General features: G+C 67.6%; 14 protein-coding genes. 5 read left to right on the forward strand and 9 right to left on the reverse strand.

Features of this window, described 5'->3' with window-relative positions:
- Nucleotides 1–786, forward strand: a complete 786-nt coding sequence (locus AC5P7I_RS17770) for a YaiO family outer membrane beta-barrel protein (RefSeq protein WP_262087930.1) — start codon at nucleotides 1–3, stop codon at nucleotides 784–786.
- Between the two features lie 52 nt (nucleotides 787–838).
- Here the strand turns inward: AC5P7I_RS17770 and ubiB are convergent, their stop codons facing one another.
- Together ubiB and AC5P7I_RS17780 are read right to left on the reverse strand one after the other, a co-directional pair.
- Complete coding sequence (gene ubiB / locus AC5P7I_RS17775; RefSeq protein ID WP_014645548.1) at nucleotides 839–2,494, reverse strand: ubiquinone biosynthesis regulatory protein kinase UbiB; 1,656 nt, start codon at nucleotides 2,492–2,494, stop codon at nucleotides 839–841.
- A complete protein-coding gene (locus AC5P7I_RS17780) occupies nucleotides 2,491–3,126 on the reverse strand; it encodes a ubiquinone biosynthesis accessory factor UbiJ (RefSeq protein ID WP_005420772.1) in 636 nt (211 codons plus the stop codon). Before AC5P7I_RS17780 ends, ubiB begins: the two co-directional genes overlap by 4 nt.
- 336 nt (nucleotides 3,127–3,462) lie before the next feature.
- Between AC5P7I_RS17780 and ddlA the strand changes: the two genes are divergently transcribed.
- The gene (ddlA, locus tag AC5P7I_RS17785; protein ID WP_262087929.1) at nucleotides 3,463–4,557 is read left to right on the forward strand and encodes a D-alanine--D-alanine ligase; all 1,095 of its coding nucleotides are present in this window, start codon (nucleotides 3,463–3,465) and stop codon (nucleotides 4,555–4,557) included.
- A 76-nt stretch (nucleotides 4,558–4,633) separates the two neighbouring features.
- Here ddlA and AC5P7I_RS17790 read toward each other — a convergent pair whose 3' ends face one another.
- The 3 genes from AC5P7I_RS17790 to oleC all read right to left on the reverse strand — a co-directional run bounded on the left by AC5P7I_RS17790 (nucleotide 4,634) and on the right by oleC (nucleotide 7,518).
- Entirely contained in the window at nucleotides 4,634–4,789 is a 156-nt protein-coding gene (locus AC5P7I_RS17790; RefSeq protein ID WP_005407633.1) for a DUF1328 domain-containing protein, read from the reverse strand.
- A gap of 81 nt (nucleotides 4,790–4,870) precedes the next feature.
- Nucleotides 4,871–5,863 carry a 2-alkyl-3-oxoalkanoate reductase gene (gene oleD / locus AC5P7I_RS17795; RefSeq protein WP_014645546.1) on the reverse strand — a complete coding sequence of 331 codons (993 nt, stop codon included), beginning with the start codon at nucleotides 5,861–5,863 and terminating at the stop codon, nucleotides 4,871–4,873.
- Nucleotides 5,860–7,518, reverse strand: coding sequence for an olefin beta-lactone synthetase (oleC, locus tag AC5P7I_RS17800; RefSeq protein ID WP_262087928.1), 1,659 nt, complete (start codon nucleotides 7,516–7,518; stop codon nucleotides 5,860–5,862). The genes oleD and oleC overlap by 4 nt, the downstream gene beginning before the upstream one ends.
- A gap of 104 nt (nucleotides 7,519–7,622) precedes the next feature.
- Between oleC and AC5P7I_RS17805 the strand changes: the two genes are divergently transcribed.
- Nucleotides 7,623–8,054 (forward strand): YkgJ family cysteine cluster protein, encoded by a 432-nt coding sequence (locus AC5P7I_RS17805; RefSeq protein WP_029380125.1) that lies wholly within the window; start codon nucleotides 7,623–7,625, stop codon nucleotides 8,052–8,054.
- Nucleotides 8,055–8,122: 68 nt separating this feature from the next.
- Here the strand turns inward: AC5P7I_RS17805 and AC5P7I_RS17810 are convergent, their stop codons facing one another.
- The 4 genes from AC5P7I_RS17810 to AC5P7I_RS17825 form a co-directional block, all read right to left on the reverse strand.
- A complete protein-coding gene (locus AC5P7I_RS17810; protein ID WP_014645544.1) occupies nucleotides 8,123–9,013 on the reverse strand; it encodes an alpha/beta fold hydrolase in 891 nt (296 codons plus the stop codon).
- Between the two features lie 140 nt (nucleotides 9,014–9,153).
- Entirely contained in the window at nucleotides 9,154–10,170 is a 1,017-nt protein-coding gene (locus AC5P7I_RS17815) for a 3-oxoacyl-ACP synthase III (RefSeq protein WP_014035559.1), read from the reverse strand.
- A gap of 103 nt (nucleotides 10,171–10,273) precedes the next feature.
- Nucleotides 10,274–10,591 carry a DUF4156 domain-containing protein gene (locus tag AC5P7I_RS17820; RefSeq protein WP_005407628.1) on the reverse strand — a complete coding sequence of 106 codons (318 nt, stop codon included), beginning with the start codon at nucleotides 10,589–10,591 and terminating at the stop codon, nucleotides 10,274–10,276.
- Between the two features lie 214 nt (nucleotides 10,592–10,805).
- Nucleotides 10,806–13,655: a M16 family metallopeptidase gene (locus tag AC5P7I_RS17825; protein ID WP_262087927.1), complete on the reverse strand. Its 2,850-nt coding sequence runs from the start codon at nucleotides 13,653–13,655 to the stop codon at nucleotides 10,806–10,808.
- Between the two features lie 416 nt (nucleotides 13,656–14,071).
- On the opposite strand from AC5P7I_RS17825, the gene AC5P7I_RS17830 reads away from it, so the two are divergent.
- Both AC5P7I_RS17830 and AC5P7I_RS17835 read left to right on the forward strand, forming a co-directional pair.
- Nucleotides 14,072–14,548 carry an XAC0231 family protein gene (locus AC5P7I_RS17830; protein WP_005407626.1) on the forward strand — a complete coding sequence of 159 codons (477 nt, stop codon included), beginning with the start codon at nucleotides 14,072–14,074 and terminating at the stop codon, nucleotides 14,546–14,548.
- A 69-nt stretch (nucleotides 14,549–14,617) separates the two neighbouring features.
- A complete protein-coding gene (locus AC5P7I_RS17835; RefSeq protein WP_049441773.1) occupies nucleotides 14,618–15,097 on the forward strand; it encodes a tRNA (cytidine(34)-2'-O)-methyltransferase in 480 nt (159 codons plus the stop codon).
- The last annotated feature ends 158 nt before the right edge of the window (nucleotides 15,098–15,255 follow it).

Raw genomic sequence — 15,255 nt, forward strand, 5'->3', positions numbered from 1 at the left:
ATGCGATTGATCATCCGTGGCGCACTGCCGTGCGCCCTGCTGCTGGCTGTGTCCAGCGCCCATGCCGGCATCGACCGGGTCTCGGTGCAGCTGGATCATGCCGACTACACCGATGGCTTTGGCAAGCGCGACGTACAGACCGTGGATGTGGCCGGTCGCAGCGGTGACAGCCGCTGGCATCTGGGCCTGGCCCATGGTGAACGCGACTACGGCAGCAAACGCTTCAGCGGCAATCGGGTGCAGGGCTCCCTGCACCAGCGCTGGAGTCCACGCTTTTCGACCCGCACCGCCTTCACCGCCTCCAACGATGACCCGGTATTCGTCAACCGCCAGCTCAACCAGGACTTCCAGTGGAAGGTGGCACCGCAGACCGTGCTGAGCGTGGGCGGCAAGTACGCCCAGTACCATGCCGGCGCATACGTGAGTGGCTGGTCGGTAGGTGCCTCGCACTACTTCCCGCGCGTGACCACCTCACTGCGCCACGAGCGGCATCGCCAGTCCAATGGGCCCGACGGCCATGGCACCACGCTGTCACTGCGCCTGAAGGATGCGCAGGGCGGTGGTTCGACCCAGCTGTGGCTGGGCAGCGGTACGTCCGGCTACACCGCCGATTCCGATCCGCTGCTGCTGCGCGAACACGATGCACGTCGTGCCTTCCTGCGCCGCAGCCAGCCGCTGGGGGAGCATCTGGTGCTGGACATGGGCATTGGCAAGACCTGGCACAGGACGCGCCTGGACCGCTTCCAGAGCGTGCAGTCGCACCTGGGCCTGGGCTACCACTGGTAGAGCCGTGGCTGGTCGGCGGCGCGTGACGCCGCCGACCCTCGATCAACAGGCTTCAGCGCCACCACGCGCGCGCCAGCGCCAGCGCTCCGACGGCACCGGACACCCAGCTCCACATCGGCAGGTCGCCCCAGTACCAGCCTGGCGGCTGCAGCACGTACACCAGTGCGGCGATGGCCAGCAGGCCGACGCCGGTGATCGCACCGACCGCGCGTTTCTGCAGGCGCTGCACGCTGGCATCGAGCGCGACCAGATCGCGCGAGCGCATCGCCAGCTCATGGCGGCCCTCCACCTGCTGGGTCAGCCAGGCGTGCACCAGGCGCGGCATGTCCGGCGCGTGGGTCATGATTTCCGGCAAGCGCTTGCCGATCTCGCGCACGACCCGACGCGGGCTGTAGCGCTCGCGCAGGATCTTCGCCAGCACCGGCTTGGCCACCGCCCAGATGTCGATCTGCGGATCCAGCTGGCGCCCGACACCTTCGATGTTCAGCAGGGTCTTCTGCAGCAGGATCAGCTGCGGCTGCAGGGTCAGCTGGTAGCGCTGCGCCACGCGGAACAGCTTCATCAGCACTTCGGCCAGCGAGATCTGCGACAGCGGGCGGGTGAAGTACGGCTCGCACACCGAACGCACGGCCGCTTCCAGATCATCGATGCGCACGTTGTCCGGCATCCAGCGCGCCTGCACGTGCAGTTCGGCGATGCGGCGATAATCGCGGTTGAAGATGGCCATGAAGTTCTCGGCCAGGTAGTACTGATCTTCCTGCGACAGCTGGCCCATGATGCCGAAGTCCAGCGCGATGAAGCGCGGGTTGGCGCGACGCGACGGATCGGTATCGACCCAGATGTTGCCGGCGTGCGCATCGGCATGGAAGAAGTTGTCGCGGAACACCTGGGTGTAGAACACCCGCACGCCCTTGGCGGCCAGCGCCTTGCGGTCGATGCCGGCCTTGTCCAGTGCAGCGATGTCATCGGACGGAATGCCCCACACGCGCTCCAGGGTCAGCGCGCGCTCGGCGGTGTGGCTCCAGATCACTTCCGGCACGTACAGGTCGTCGCTGTTTTCCCAGAAGCGGCGCAGCACGCTGGCATTGGCGCCTTCGCGCTGCAGGTCCAGCTCAGCGGCCAGGGTGTTCTCGACTTCGGCCACCACTTCGCGCGGACGGATCTTGTCGGCACGCGGATGGGTACGCTCGACCAGGGCGGCCAGCGAGTTGAGCAGGGCGATGTCGGCGTCGATCTGCTTCTCGATGCCCGGGCGCAGCACCTTGACCACCACCTGGCGGCCATCGGCCAGCGTGGCCGCATGCACCTGTGCGATCGAGGCCGAGGCCAGCGGTTCGGTATCGAAGCTGGCGAATGCCTCGCTGACCGGCAGGCCGAGTGCTTCCTCGACGATGCGGCGCGCGGTATCGCCGTCGAACGGCTTGACCCGGTCCTGCAGCAGGGTCAGTTCGTTGGCCACGTCCGGCGGCACCAGGTCGCGGCGGGTGGACAGGATCTGGCCGAACTTGACGAAGATCGGGCCGAGATCCTGCAGCGCCAGGCGCAGGCGCGCACCGCGCGACTGTACAGCGATGTCGGCCGAAGCACGCGGCACGAACGGTTTGGCCAGGCGCAGCCAGCGCTCAGCCGGCGTGCCGTGCAGCAGGTCGTCCAGGCGGTAGCGCAGGATCACCCGGCCGATGCGGCTTGCCCGCAGCACGGCCTTCATGCGGCACCCCGCAGGCGCTGGACGCGCGCGCCAAGGCGCTCGACGTCATCACGCAGTACGTCCACATCATCGTGGAAGGCATCCAGTTCGGCGCGCGGTACCACGTCGCGCGATTCCTCGGTGATGAACTCGGCAGCGCTGTGGGCCAGATCGATCGCACCCTGGCGCGCGTGCTGCAGGGCGCTGCGCAGGGTGTTGGCCACCTGCACGCCCAGTACCTCGCCGAACACGCTGACGAACGGCTGCTGCCAGTCTGGATCGAAGCCCTTGGCCAGCTGCTGCAGGCGTCGCGCCAGTTCAGCGTCACCGGCCACGCGTACACGGCCCTTGTTATTGGACTCGCCGCGCCGTGCGTTGGCCAGCAGCGGCAGCTGCGCCAGCACGCCGGCCAGGCTGCTGCGCACGGCCAGGTCGGCTTCCTGCGCATCCACCGGGCCCACCCGCAGCTGGTCGCCGTCGACGCTGATGCGCATCGCCAGCGACGGCGCTTCCAGGGTCAGGTCGATGTGCCGGCCATCGAGGCTGGCCAGTGCATGGCGGGTATCCGGATCCAGCGCCAGCGCGCGGTTCAGGGCGATCTGCAGGGCGCGGCCAGCGACCGGCTTGAGGGACTTGAGCAGGGAAAGAGCCATGTGCGCATTCTACCTGCGTGGGTGGGGGGCTTGCGCCGGGCTGCCGCCCGGCACCCGCGGTAGTGCCGGCCGCTGGCCGGCAACCTCAACCTCAAAAGCTGGCGATCCGTGGGATGGCGGGGTGGGGTCCCGTTGCTGCGCAACGGGCTCTGACCCCAATGCTGATGGGATCTCGCGTTGGTAGATGCCGACCTTGGTCGGCGCTGGATGTCAGGGGGCCAACCATGGTTGGCCGCTACCCGAGCCGGCAGCCCGGTGATTCATCTGTGCCTCACCTGGGTGGCTATGGAAGGTTCATGCTGTACGGCCACGCAACGCACAGGACATCGCATTCCCATGGCACGGACCCGGGTCGGCATCATCTTCGGGGGCAAATCCTCCGAGCACGAGGTTTCACTGCAGTCGGCGAAGAACATCCTCGATGCGCTTGATCGCGAGCCCTTCGAGCCGGTGCTGATCGGCATCGACAAGCAGGGCCAGTGGCATCTGAACCAGCCGGACACCTTCCTGATCAACGCCGATGATCCGTCGCGCATCGCGCTGCATCGCTCGGGCCAGTCGCTGGCGGTGCGCCCGGGTGCGGAACAGGCACAGCTGCAGCCGTCCGATCCGGCCAGCGCGCTGGGCCAGATCGATGTGGTGCTGCCGATCGTGCATGGGCCGCTGGGCGAGGACGGTGCGCTGCAGGGCCTGCTGCGCATGGCCAACCTGCCCTTCGTCGGCTCGCCGGTACTGGGTTCGGCAGTGGCGATGGACAAGGACGTGACCAAGCGCCTGCTGCGCGACGCTGGCCTGCAGGTGGCACCGTGGTTGTGCATCCGTCGCCACCAGGCGGCAACGGTCGATGTCGATGCGGTGATCGCGCAGCTCGGCCTGCCGCTGTTCGTGAAGCCGGCCAACCAGGGTTCGTCGGTGGGCGTGAGCAAGGTCAAGGACGCAGCGGGCTTCGCCGAGGCACTGGCATTGGCGCTGCGCTACGACCACAAGGTGCTGGTGGAGTCGGCGGTGGTCGGCCGCGAGATCGAGTGCGCGGTACTGGGCAACGCGCACCCGCAGGCCAGCCTGTGCGGCGAGGTGGTGGTGCACGACGAGTTCTACGCCTACGACACCAAGTACATCAACGAAACTGGCGCCGAGGTGGTGGTACCTGCGGATATCGATGCCGCAACCCAGGCGCGCATCCAGCAGATCGCACTGCAGGCCTACCAGGCGCTGGAGTGTGCCGGCATGGCGCGCGTGGACGTATTCCTTACTGCCGGCGGCGGGATCGTCATCAACGAGGTCAACACGCTGCCGGGCTTCACCCGCATCAGCATGTACCCGAAATTGTGGGGTGCCAGCGGAGTCGATTACACGACGTTGATTACGCGCCTGATCGAACTGGCACTGGAGCGTCACGAAGCCGATCGCGGATTGCACAGCGCCGCGTAGCGTTGTGATCGCCCGCAGAGCCGAGCATGGCTCGACTCTGCGGAAAGCGATGCCGGCCAGCGGCCGGCACTACCGGCTAGCCGCGCTTGCGGAACATCGAGATCACCGCAAGGATCAGGAACACCACGAACAGGATCCAGGCGATGTTCGTTGCGGCGCCGGCAATACCGGAAAAGCCCAGAACGGCGGCGATGATGGCGATGACAAAGAAAATGATGGCGTAATGCAGCATGGCGCTCCTCGCGGGTGGTCGAGCCTTGGATGGCGTGGGTCCATCCTCCCGATCCTGCGGTGTGCAACCAGTGACGGCGATCTATGCAGCAGATGAAGCCTTCAGCCTGCGCAGCCCTTCTTCGATGCTGACCTGCGGCACATAGCCGAAATCGCGGCGGGCCGGCTCCATGCTGTACCAGTGCGGCGTGCACAGCTGCTCGGCCAGGAAGCGGGTGAGCGGCGGCTCGCCACGCAGGCGCAGCAGCGGCCACAGCCGTTCGCAGACCGCGCCGATGCGATAGGCGGTCTTGAAACTGATCGCCTTGTCCACCGTCGGCGCGCCAACAGCGGCCAGCAGCCGGTTGACCAGTTCGCGCATGGGCAGCGGTTCGCCGTTGGAAATGAAGTAGGCCTTGCCCGCACACGCGGCACCCGGCGCCAATGCCTCGAAAGCGAGGAAATGCGCGAGCGCGGCGTTGTCGATGTAGGTGGTATCGACCTTGTTGTTGCCGTCGCCGACCAAGCGCAGGCGGCCCTGACGTGCACGCTCGGCCAGGCGTGGCACCAGCTGCTGGTCACCCGGGCCCCAGATCAGGCGCGGGCGCAGTGCCACCGTCGCCAGCGATACATCGTTGGCGGCCAGCACGCGCTGTTCGGCGATCGCCTTGGTCGCCGCATACGGTGCCTGGAAGTCCTCGCCGTACGGCACCTCGTCAGCCCCCAGGCCTTCCACCGGATGCGTGGCGCGGTGGGTCACGCTGGGCGTTGAGGTGTAGACCAGCCGGTTGATGCCGTGCGCGCGGCATGCCGCAATGACATTGTCGGTGCCGACCACGTTGGCCTGGTGGTAGCTGTCATAGCTGCCCCAGGCGCCGGCCTTGGCGCCATTGTGGAACACCGCATCGACGCCGGCCACCGCGTGCAGCACTGCCTGCGCATCGGCCAGATCGCCGCGGATCTGGCCCACGCCCATGGCCTGCAGTTCCGGGTAGTGGCTGCGGTTGAACGCAAGCACCTGGTGGCCACGTTCGACCAGCCCGCGGCACAGCGCCTGGCCAAGGAAACCACCACCACCGGTGACCAGGATCTTCATGCGCGCTTCTCCAGTTCGGCGCTGGCCCAGACGGCGAGCTTCTCGCGGCCGATCTTGGCGTTGTGACGGATATCGACGGGGAACGCGGGATGCACCAGGAAGTGCTGCACGCCGGCCTCAGGCGTGCGCGCTGCGGCATGCGCACGCAGCGCTTCCTGCAGCGCCGGGCTGTCGCTCTGGCCACGCTGCAGTTCCACGCACAGCACCGGTACCTGCGCACCCGCCGGGCCAACGCCGACCAGTGCCGTGCGTGCCACGCCGGGCACGGTATTGAACACCGGCTCGACCTGTTCGGTGTACAGCGGCCCTTGTGCGGTTTCCACGCGATGGGTCTTGCGCCCGCAGAACCACAGCCGGCCCTGCGCATCGAAGTAGCCCACGTCACCCATGCGATGGACGATGCGGGTGCTGCCATCGGCCAGCGTCTCGCGGATCTTCGCTGCGGCCGTGGCCTGCGGGCGGTTGAAGTAGCTGTCGGTGGCGGTCGGGCCAGCCACCGTGATTTCTCCCACTTCGCCAACCGCCAGCACGCGCGCCTGCGACCAGTCGGCCAGCGGGGCGTCGTCGATGGCGATGATGCGCACCTCGTTGGGGGCCACCACGCTGCCCACGCAGGTGCCGGCGCCGGCCTCGGTGGCCGCGCGGGTACGCTCCAGCTCACGCCCCTCGACCACCGCCACCGGCAGGCACTCGGTGGCGCCGTACGGGGTCCAGAACTGCGCATCGGCGGGCAGCAGGCTGCGGATGGTGGCGACCACGTCCGGCGGCACCGGCGCACCGGCCGAGGTCACCCGGGTCACCGTCGGCAACGGCCGGCCATGCCGGGCCAGCACCCGCATCAATGCCGGCGAGCCGAACAGCTGGGTCACGCCGAAGCGCTGGATGGCATCGTGCAGGCGTGCCGGATCGGCCTGCGCCGGCCGGGTCGGGTCCATGTCCGGGATCACCGAGGTCAGGCCCAGCGCCGGGTCGAACAAGGCAAAGGGCGGGAAGGTCGGCAGGTCCACGCCGCCCGCTTCCATGCCGAACGCGCTGCCCAGCAGCTGGATCTGGCCCACGAAGTGGCGGTGGCGGTAGACCACGCCCTTGGGCACACCGGTGGAGCCGCTGGTGAACAGGATCGCCGCCATGTCCTCGCCATCGGTGTCGGCCAGCATCGCCCCGCCCTTGGCGCCGGCGCGCTCCAGCGCGGCCAGGCTGGTACCGCCCCAGCCGAGGCGGCGGCCAACGGTGACCAGGCGGGTCGCCGACGGCGCCCAGCGCAGCGCCAGCCGCGCCACGTGCGCCAACGGAATGCCGATGAAGGCCTGCGGCTGCGCCTCGTCCAGGCACTGTTTCAGCGCGCGCTTGTCGATGCCCGGATCGACCAGCACCGGCACCGCGCCCAGCTTGAACAACGCGAACATCAGCAGGAAGAACTCCGGCGACGGCCGCACCATCACCACCGTGCGCACTCCACGGCCGATCCCATAGCCGGCCAGGCCGGCGGCCATGGCATCACTGCGGGCGTCCAACTGGCGGTAATCCAGGGTGACATCGTAGGTGGCCATGCCGTTGCCGGCGCCCCGGCGGCCCGGGCAGCGGATGGCGATCTGGTCAGGGCGTTCACGCGCCAGTTCAGGCAGGCGCGCGGCAATGTTGCAGGGTCGGTTCATCCGTTCATTGTCGCCGCTTACGGAATTTCTTGCGCGGCGGCCCACTTCGTGGAAAATCCGCACCCTCGTTCCTGATTCCGACTGCCGCCCGAGGCGGCTTGCCCATGCAACATCCCTGCATGACCTGCGGCGCCTGCTGCACCCAATACCGCGTGGCCTTCCACTGGATGGAATCGGACGAGGTCACCCCCGGCGGCGTGCCGCACCAGCTGACCGAGGTGCTGGACCCGCACCGCCTGTGCATGCGCGGCACCCACTCCAAGCCGGTGCGCTGCGTGGCGCTGGACGCGCAGATCGGCGTGTACTCACGCTGCACCATCCACCCCAACCGGCCCAGCGTGTGCCGTGAGGTGGATGCATCGTGGGAGTACGGCAAGGCCAGCCCGCAGTGCGACAAGGCACGCATCGCCTACGGCCTGGACCCGCTGACGCTGGCCGACTGGCGCTGGCGCGATGACGCCGACAATGACGACGATCACCCGGACGACAACGGCAACAGCCCGTCCTCACCGCCGCAGGCACCGGTCGCGGCGTAGTAGTGCCGGCCGCTGGCCGGCAACCTCATGAACCCTTCGGGTGTGCCGACCAACGGTCGGCACACCGATCAGATCGGGTTCTTGTCCAGAAAAGCGCGGATCTCCGGCACCAGCACTTCGTGCTTGTCTTCCAGCACGTAGTGCCCGGCGTCCTCGAAGGCATGCACCTGGGCCTGCGGCAACGCGGCCTGGAAGCCCTTCAGGAAGTGGTGGTCGAACACGAAGTCGCGCAGGCCCCAGCCGAGGAAGGCCGGTCGGTCGGCGAACGACGGCAGCGCCTTGCCGGCCCGCTCCAGCAGCGACCAGGCCTTGTCGGCCGGCGACAGCGGGATGTCCTGCATGAAACGGATGGTGCTGATGCGGTTGGCCCAGCTGTTGTACGGCGACACGTAGGCGCGGCGCACGTCGGCCGGCATCTTCCGCTCCACGCCCAGCCACGAGGCACCGGACGAGAACGCGTTGAAGCTGCGGATGATCCACTCGCCGATCTTCCAGTGGCGGCCCAGCGCGATCTGCCACGGCATCGTCTTCGCCGCCGGCATCGGGAACGCGGCGGTATTGAGCACCACCAGGCGCTTGACCTGGTCGTGGTGCGACAGCGCCCAGCCGAAACCGATCATGCCGCCCCAGTCGTGCACCGCCAGGGTCACCGGGCCGGTGATGCCCAGGTGCTTCAGCAGCGCATCGAGGTCGTCAACGCGCGACTGCAGCGTGTACTCGTAGCGGCTGTCATCGGGCTTGTCCGACAGGCCCATGCCGATGTGGTCCGGCACGATGCAGCGGTATGTGTCCGACAGGCCGGCCACCAGCGTGCGCCAGTAATAGCTCCACGACGGGTTGCCATGCACCATCACCACCACTTCGCCATCGCGCGGGCCTTCGTCGAGATAGTTCATCGACAGGCCGGGGCGAACCTCGAAGCGCTGCGGGTGGGCGGGGTAACCGGGAAGATCGCGCATGCGGAGCACCTAGGGAGAGTCGCGGCGCAATGTGGAGCCGAACCGATGCTCGGCTGCTCTCCGGTCCGCTGCGGAAGAGCCGCGCTGCGCGCGTGAGCCGAGCATGGCTCGGCTCTACAGGAGGTCGGGCAGCGGGCTGCTTACCAGACCACTTCAGCCATCGAGCAGTTCAGGCCGGAACCAATGCCCAGAAGTGCAATGCGATCGCCCTTCTTCAGCTTGCCCAGCTGCTTGAGCTTGCTCAGCACGATCGGCACCGAGGCCGGGCCGATGTTGCCGTGCTCGCCGAAGATGGTCATGACCTTCTTCGGGTCGATGCCGAAGTTCTTGATGAACGCAGCGGTGTGCGGCTGGCTGACCTGGTGGATCACGAACTGGTCCAGCTCTTCCACGGCCCAGCCCAAGGCGATCTTGGCGGCGGTGAAGGTCTTCTGGGCCAGCTTGATGCCTTCGATCAGCAGCAGGCGGGTATCGGTGACCATGCGGTCCAGATTGCCCAGGCACAGCTGGTTCCACTCGGTGGCCGAACGGGTCACGCCACCCTTGTAGCGGGGTGCATCCGGCACCAGTTCCGAGCGCGCCATCACCATCGCGGCGGCGCCCGAACCGGTGGTCAGGGCGGCCAGCTCGTTGCGGAAGTCGTCGGCGGTGACGTCCGGGGCGGTCATGCGCTCCAGGGTCTTCTCGTACACCAGGTTGGCGGTCTCGCCATCCACCACCAGCGCGTAGTCGATGTCGCCACGCTCGATCATGCGCGCCGCGATATCCATGCCGTTGATGAAGGCCAGGCAGGCATTGGCGACGTCGAAGGTCATGCACTCGTCGCTGACGCCGAGGTTGCCCGACACGATCGAGGCGGTGGACGGCTCCAGGTAGTCGCGGCTGACCGAGGTGTTGACCAGCAGGCCGACCTGCGTCGCATCGATGCCTGCGTCTTCCAGCGCCTTGCGGCCGGCCATGGTGGCGGCATCGGACGCCAGCACGCCGTTGTCCCACAGGCGGCGGGCATGGATGCCGGCGATATCGCCGAGCACGTCGGTGCGGATACCGAGGCGATCCAACGTCGGCTGCAGCCGCTCGTTGATTTCCTTGGTCGTCAGCGTATGCGGCGCATCAACGTGTGCCAGGCCGGCGATCGAGACATTCTTGAAGAGCATCGAGGTTAGCGCCAAGGCTCAGGCAAAAGGGGGCGCTATTCTATAACCCCCGGGGCCTTCACCGCATCTTTACGAATTCAGGCTTGGCCGTATGGTGAAGCGTTCAGCGCGGCGGGCACTGGAACGCGGCGAACCGCTGGCTGCCATCGGCGGGCGCGGCGGCGGCCTGTACGGCGTTGGCGCCGGCACTCGGGGCCTCGTTGCGGGCCAGGGTTTCCAGCTCTTCCTGCACGCGCAGCGGGTTGCGGTTGTAGAAGCCGACCTTGCTCTTCACGGTGACCACCACCTCGCCCTTGGCGATGCAGCCGGCCGGAACCGGACCTGCCGGCAACACGCGGGTCGCCTTGCCGGCCGGTTCGATCGGCACCCAGGTACAGGCAGTGACGGTGAGCAGCAGAGAGGAAAGCAGCAGAACGCGCATGGGCAGATCCTGGAAGGGTATGGGGCGATTCTGCCTGAACAGCCTGAATCGGGGGTAGCCGGGGCCGGGGTCAGAGCCTCCTGCGGGGGATCCGACCCCAGGTCGGCGGAGGGGTCGGATCCCCCGCAGGGGGCTCCGACCCCTTAAGGGGTTGCCGGCCAGCGGCCGGCACTACCGGGGGAGCCGGCCCGCCACAGGCGGGCCGGGTCGTGCCTTATTTCTTGACCGGGTTGCCCTCGGCGTCGATCACCGTCACCTCGCCCAGGTTCAGCGCGCGTACGGCCGCTTCGGTCTGCTTGAGGTCACCCACCACCACCCAGGTCAGGGCCTGCGGCTTGATCTCGGCAGCGGCCTGCTGCACCTGCGCCGGGGTCATCGCTTCGATCTCGGCCTTGCGACGCAGCACATAGTCGTCCGGGCGCTTGAACTGCACGATCGAACCGATGGTCGCGGCCACGGCACTGGCGGTCTCGTAGGCACCGGGCAGGCTGAGGGTCTGGATGTTGCGGATGCGGTTGACTTCGGCAGCGGTGGCCGGCTTGCTGCCGTCGGCGAATGCGGCGATCTCCTTGCGCATTTCCGCCAGTGCCGGGCCGGTCTTGTCGATCTGCACCGGCGCACTGGCCATCCACGGGCGCTGGCCCACCGAACTGGTCGCGCTGCTGCGCGCGCCGTACGACCAGTGCTTGTCCTCGCGCAGGTTCATGTTCAGGCGCGAGGTGAAGTCGCCGCCGATCACGCCGTTGGCAATGTCGAAGCGGGTCGAACTGGCGGCGCTGGACGGCGCCACCACCTGGCCGGCGAACAGGTTGGCCTGCACCGCACCCGGCTGGTCGATCAGGAACACGCGCGGGCCCTTCGGCAGCGCGACATCGGTGGCCGCCTTCACCTGCGGCGCCTCGCCGGTCGCCTTCCAGTCACCCAGCTGCCTGTCCAGCAGCGGCACGATCTCGGCCAGGGTGGTGTCACCGACCACGATCAGGGTGCCGTTCTGCGGGCGCAGCCAGTCGTGGTGGAAATCAACCAGATCTTCGCGGGTCAGGCCGTTGATCGCCGCCTCGTCGCCGCTGCCGGTGAACGGGATGGCGTACGGGTGGCCCTTGCCGTACAGCAGCGGCGGCAGCACGCGCATGGCCACTGCACCCGGGTTCACCTTCTCCTGCTGGATGCCGGCGATCCAGGTCGCCTTGACCCGGTCGATCTCGCCCTGCTCGAAACGCGGTTCGCGCAGCAGGTCGCGGTACAGCGCCAGCGACGGTGCCAGGTTTTCCTTCAGCGCCGACAGGTCCACGCTCATCGAGTCCAGGCCGGCCGAGGCATCCAGGCTGGCGCCCAGTGCGTCGGCGGCGTCGGCGAAGGCCAGCGAACCGAGCTTGCCGGCGCCTTCGGTCATCAGGCTCATGGTGAAGTTGGCGGTGCCGGGCTTGCGGCCCTGGTCGGCGCTGAAGCCGCCCGGGAACTGGTAGCTGAACTGCACCACCGGAATCTCGTGGCGTTCGGCCAGGATCACCTGGGTGCCGTTCTTCAGCGTGGCGCGCTGCAGTGCCGGGAACTTCAGCTGCGGGAACTCGCGGGTCTGCGGCACGCCGGCCTTGCGGTCCACCTGTTCCGGCAGGGTGCTGTACTTCGGGTCCACCGCCGGCACGGTGAACGGCTTCGGCGTCTGGCTCGGTTCTTCCGTCAGCGCCACGCGCTCACCCGGTGCGATCACCAGGGTGTGGCTGCCCTTGTCCAGCCACTGTGCGCCCAGGCGGCTCAGATCGGCGGCACTGGCCTTCTCGATGTTGGCCAGCGAGGTGCGGAAGCAACCCGGGTCGCCGGTGAACACCGCGCACTCGGCCAGCGCATCGGCCTTGCCGCCGAAGCCACCGATGCGCTCGATGCCACGGATGAAGCCGGCACGGGCGCCGGTCTTGGCGCGCTCCAGCTCGGCCGCGGTCGGGCCCTGCTTGATCAGGCGGTCCAGTTCCTCGTCGATGATCTTCTCGACCTTGGCCGGGTCCTGGCCCTGCTTGACGGTCGCCACGATCACGAAGTTGGAGCCCAGCTGCGAGGTCGACAGGCCCGAGCCGATGCTGTCCACCAGCTTGTCCTGGTGCTGCAGGCGCTGGCTCAGGCGTGAGGACTTGGCGCCGCCCAGCACTTCGGAGAACAGCTGCAACTGGTCGATGTCGGCGGTGCCGACCTGCGGCACGTTCCAGGCGCGGTAGATGCGCGCCTGCGGCACCTTGTCGGTCATCGTCTCGCGGGTATCGGCACTGCGCTTGGCCACGTTCACCGCCGGCTGCGCCATGGTCGGGCCAGCGGGGATGCTGCCGAAGTACCTGGCGACCTTCTCCTTGGCGGTGGCCAGATCGATGTCGCCGGCCAGCACCAGCACCGCGTTGTTCGGGCCATACCAGGTGCGGAACCAGGTCTTCACGTCATCCAGCGAGGCCGCGTTGAGATCGTTCATCGAGCCGATCACGCCGTGGTGGTACGGGTGGCCAACCGGATACAGCGCCTTGTTGATCTGGTCCCAGGCCTGGCCGTAGGGCTGGTTCTCGCCCTGGCGCTTCTCGTTCTGCACCACGCCGCGCTGCTCGTCCAGCGCAGCCTGGTCGATCGCACCGACCAGATGGCCCATGCGGTCCGACTCCATCCACAGCGCCATGTCCAGCGCGGTGGTCGGCACGTTCTCGAAGTAGTTGGTGCGGTCGGTGTTGGTGGTGCCGTTCTGGTTGGTGGCACCGACCTGCTTGAACGGTTCGAAGAATTCGCCGTCGTGGTTCTCGCTGCCCTGGAACATCAGGTGCTCGAACAGGTGCGCGAAGCCGGTGCGGCCGGCCGGCTCATCCTTGCTGCCCACGTGGTACCAGACGTTGACCGCGACGATCGGCGCCTTGCGATCGGTATGCACGATCACGCGCAGGCCGTTGGGCAGGGTGAACTGCTCGTACGGGATATCGACCTTGGCCGGTGCCGCCGGCCTGGCGGCAAGCGCGGAGGTGGGCGCAAGCGTGCCCAGGGCGGTGCTGAGGGCGACGGCCAGCAATGCGGCGCGCGGGCGAAGGGCGAGAGACATATCCGGATCCTTGGTCACATAGGTGAATCCCGATCCTAGCCTGCGCAGGCAACGGCAGGAATCGGTCGCCAGTCACTGGGGGTGTTTGCCCTGAAGGCCATCCGGCCCGGCCCCAGCCGGCGGGCGTGAACCGTCACATGTGCCGGCTGAAGGCGTCCGGACAGTGTCCGCGGCATATCGAATGGACAGGTGTCCGCCCACCGGACACTTTTCGATTGATAAAAAACCCTTGTAAATCAATGAATAAAAGTTGGCACGGGGATTGCTTGGTACTTCCTGCGCCAGGAAGGGCTTCAGACTCAAGCTGACTGAAGACTGAACAAATGCAGGAAATCGAAAATTCTTCTTGCATCCCCAGAATTGGTGTACTACCTTACTACCACACCACTGATCACCAACACTAAACAGGCCCCGTCATGAACGCCAAGACCATTGCCATCGCCATCGCCCTGATCGCCGGCACCGCGGTTGTTTCGTCGGTGCAGGCCTCTGAATCCATCAAGACCCTGTCCACCGTGCAGGTTCGCCCGGCCGCCGACCAGCTGGCCCAGCAGGCCTGGGAACAGGCCAGCGGCATCCCGACCCTGGCCACCGTGGAAGTGCGCCCGAGCGCCGACCAGCTGGCCGAGCGCAGCGGCTACGTCGCCGCCCCGGTCGCCGCCGCGATGCCGATCACCACCCTGGCCTCGGTGGAAGTGCGCCCGAGCCTGGAACAGCGCGTCGCCCTGGCCGCCGAACTGGAAGCCCAGCGCTACGCCGCCACCCTGGCTGCCGCTGCCACCAGCGTCGCCAACCAGGTGATCGTCAACCTGCCGGCCCTGCAGGTGCGTCCGAGCGCTGCAGACCTGCAGGCCCTGGCCACCGAAACCGCCCAGGTCCTGCTGCGCCCGTAAGCGGTGCCGCCCTGCCCAGCGCAGGGCGTGCGCCGTAGAGGCGGCCGCCGTCGCAGGTACACTGCGCCGATGAATGCCGCGCCCCCGTTCCACGTAATCCTGTTCCAACCGGAAATCCCGCCCAACACGGGCAATGTGATCCGGCTCTGCGCCAACACCGGCGCGCAGCTGCACCTGGTCGAGCCGCTCGGCTTCGCACTGGAAGACAAGCAGCTCAAGCGCGCCGGCCTGGACTACCACGAGTACTCGCGCCTGCAGGTGCACCCCGACCTGGACACCGCGCTGGCGCGGATCGCACCGAAGCGGTTGTTCGCCCTGAGTACGCGTGCCAGCGTCCGCTACGACAGCGTGGCGTTCGAAGATGGCGATGCCTTCCTGTTCGGCCCGGAAAGCCGTGGCCTGCCGCAGGACGTGCTCGATGCGCTGCCGGATGGCCGCCGCCTGCGCCTGCCGATGCGGCCGGGCAACCGCAGCCTCAATCTTTCCAACACCGTTGCCGTGGTGATGTACGAGGCGTGGCGGCAGCACGGGTTTGCCGGCGGCGCGTAAACCGCCTCAGGTGGGTGCGAAGCACTGCTGATGGGTGTGACCTGCTTCTGGTGGGTGCGGACCTTGGTCCGCACAAATGCCTGGTCGCGCGCTGAAGGAATGTGCCAACCAAGGTTGGCACCTACCAAAGACAGGTCAAGGCGGCTGCAGAAACTTCT

It is taken from the genome of Stenotrophomonas sp. YJH_SMC_138, assembly GCF_059369855.1.